The sequence below is a fragment of the Arhodomonas sp. KWT genome (assembly GCF_010993615.1).
In genome coordinates, this window is sequence record NZ_WNXE01000248.1 from 1 (window position 1) to 3,087 (window position 3,087).

A 3,087-nucleotide genomic window follows, 5' to 3' on the forward strand; every position below is an offset into this window, starting at 1 on the left:
GGTGCGGATGCCGGCTACATCGCCCGTTGCCTGCCCGAGGATCCCTCCCGGGTGTACAGCGTCGCCGGCCACTGTGACGGCCGGCCCGCGGAGCCGCTGAGTTACGCCCTCGGCGGCACGCCCTGTGCGGTCAACCTGGAGCAGTCCTACTGCGTTGTGACCGACCGTGTGGCCGAGCGTTTCCCCGAGGACACCCTGCTCGCGGACATGGGGGCGCGGGGCTACGTCGGCGAGCGCCTGGGCAACACCGCGGGCGAGAACCTGGGCGTGCTCTACGTGATCTACCGGCGCCCGGTCCAGGATCCCGAGTTCGTCAGCTCGACGCTGCGCATCTTCGCCGCCGGTGCCGCCGCGGAGCTGGAGCGGCTCGAGGCGGACAGCCGCATCCGCGAGCAGGCGATGCTGCTGGAGCATACCCGCGATGCCATCCTCCTGACGGACGCCCGGGACCGCATCCGCTACTGGAACCGGGGTGCCGAGCAGACCTACGGCTGGTCCGCCTCGGAGGTGATCGGCCGTTCCGCCGCCGAGGTCCTGCGCGTGCCGCCGGACGCCTACGGCGACGCCCGCGGGCGCGTCCGCGAGGAGGGCTACTGGAGCGGCGAGCTGGACCAGCATACCCGCGGTGGGCGGCACATCGTGGTCGAGTCGCACTGGTCGCTGGCCGGCGAGGACAGCGGCGGCAGCGTCCTGCAGATCGGCAGCGACATCACCCAGCGCAAGGCCAGTGAGCGGCGGATCCAGCAGCTCGCGTTCTACGACGAGATCACCGGGCTGCCCAACCGCGCGCTGTTCATGGACCGGCTGACGGTCAGCCTCGCCGGTCTCCGCCGCGGCGGCAGCTCCCTGGCCCTGCTGTTCCTCGACCTCAACCGCTTCAAGGAGATCAACGACCGCCAGGGGCACGCCGCGGGGGATCGCGTGCTCGTGGAGGTGGCGCAGCGTTTCCGCAACACCCTGCGCGCCAACGAGACCCTGGCCCGGCTCGGTGGCGACGAGTTCGTGGTCATCGCCGAGGACGCCGACGAGGCCGCTGCGACCCGTATCGCCGAGCGTCTGGTGGACGCCCTTGGGCAGCCACTGACGGTGGACGGGCGCAGCATCCCCGTGGAAGTGAGCATCGGCATCGCGCTCGCGCCCCGGGACGGGGACACGGCGGACGAGCTGCTCATGCACACCGATATCGCCATGTACCGGGCCAAGCGCGGCAGCATCGAGTACAGCGTCTACGAGCCGCACATGAGCCGCGAGCTCGACGATTTCCTGTCCCTGGCTGAACGCCTGGACCAGGCGCTTAAAAACGACGTCCTCCAGCTCTATTACCAGCCGCAGGTCGCCCTGGACACCGGTGAACTCATCGGTGCCGAGGTGCTGCTGCGCTGGTACGACGAGGACTGGGGCTGGGTGAATCCCGGGCGTGCGGTGAGTACCGCCGAGGAGCGGCGTATGATGGGCCGGCTCGGCGACTGGGTGATGCGCACCGCCTGCGGCCAGCTCGCGCAATGGCGCAGCCGAGGGGTGGCGCTGCCGCCGGAGCTGTCCATCAACGTCTCCGCGCAGCAGCTCGAGCACGCCGGTGTGGCCGAGCAGTTCGCCCGCCATGCCCGCGGGGCCGGGCTGGCGGCGTCGGCCATCCGCCTGGAGCTCACGGAGACCGCGATCGCCAGCGATCCGGACCATGCCGTGGAGATCACGGTGGCCCTGCGCGAGGCGGGATTCACGCTGTGCATCGACGATTTCGGCACCGGCTACTCGTCGCTGGCCTATCTCAAGCGCTTCCCGGTGGACATGCTCAAGATCGACCTGTCCTTCGTCCGCGACATGCTGGTCAGCGAGAGCGATCACGCCATCGTCGCGACCATAATCGCCATGGCGCGCAACCTCGGCCTGACCACCCTCGCCGAGGGCGTGGAGGAGGCGGAGCAGGCCCGCGCGCTCGCGTCACTGGGCTGTGAATTCGCCCAGGGCTACTACTACGGCCGGCCGATGCCGGCGGACGAATTCGCGCGGGCATGGCTGCGCTGAGGTGTCTCCCTTGACGCCCCGTTCCCGGCCCCGCATCTTTTGCCCTTTCGCGTTGCTCTGACGGCGTAGGCATGAATTGGATTGGCAAGATCATCGGAGCCGTTTTCGGCTACATGGCGGGCGGCATTCTCGGTGCGCTGGTGGGGCTGGCGCTCGGGCACTGGTTCGACCGCGGGCTCGCGCGGGCGCGCATGGCCTCGGGCGGCAACGACCCGCGGGCGGTGTTCTTCCGCACCACGTTCACCGTCATGGGCCACATCTGCAAGGCGGACGGTCGCGTCTCCCAGGCGGAGATCGCCGCCGCCGAGCAGGTAATGAACCGTATGCGGCTGTCGCAGACGCAGCGCCGCCAGGCCATCGAGTACTTCAACCAGGGCAAGTCGACGGAGTTCGATCTCGATTCCGCGCTCGCGGAGTTCCGCCAGGCGTGTCGCGGACGCATGAACCTGGTGCGCATCTTCCTGGAGATCCAGATCCAGGCGGCGATGGCGGACGGTGCCCTCGGCGACGCCGAGGCCCGGGTGCTCAAGCGCATCGCCCTGCACTTCGGTATCTCGGAGGCGGACTTCGAGCGGCTGGTGGCCTTCCTCGCCGGCGGCTACCAGCGCAGCCACGCCAGCCAGGCCGGCCGGGATCCGCTGCCCGAGGCCTATCGTGAGCTCGGTGTGAGCGAGGATGCCAGCGACGCCGAGGTCAAGCGCGCCTACCGCAAGCTCATGAGCGAGCACCACCCGGACAAGCTCGTCTCCAAGGGCCTGCCCGAGGAGATGATCGACGTCGCCAAGGAGCGCACCCAGGAGATCCAGGCCGCGTACGATACCATCCGCCGCGCCCGCGGACTGAAGTGACCGCCATCCGGCCCTGATTCCGCCGGTTCCCGGCGTTCCGGGGCCGGCCAGGGGTCTGTCGGTTGCCTTCGAGCGGCCGAACTACAGCGCACGGTGGTGCGTAAGCCAGGGCGTTGTGATCCCGGGTAAATACCGTCCCGCGTATCAAGCGATTTGCGGGTATTGGGTGTCTGGTCCTTGATGACGCTGAAACGGATGGAGACGGGCTTGCGTA

2 protein-coding genes are annotated in these 3,087 nt (G+C 69.1%); both read left to right on the forward strand.

Annotated elements, in window-relative coordinates:
• A partial coding sequence (locus G7A99_RS17385) for a bifunctional diguanylate cyclase/phosphodiesterase (RefSeq protein ID WP_163142499.1) occupies positions 1–2,025 on the forward strand: 2,025 nt, incomplete at its 5' end.
• 71 nt (positions 2,026–2,096) lie between these two features.
• Positions 2,097–2,873: a co-chaperone DjlA gene (gene djlA, locus G7A99_RS17390; RefSeq protein WP_018718126.1), complete on the forward strand. Its 777-nt coding sequence runs from the start codon at positions 2,097–2,099 to the stop codon at positions 2,871–2,873.
• Positions 2,874–3,087 lie beyond the last annotated feature (214 nt).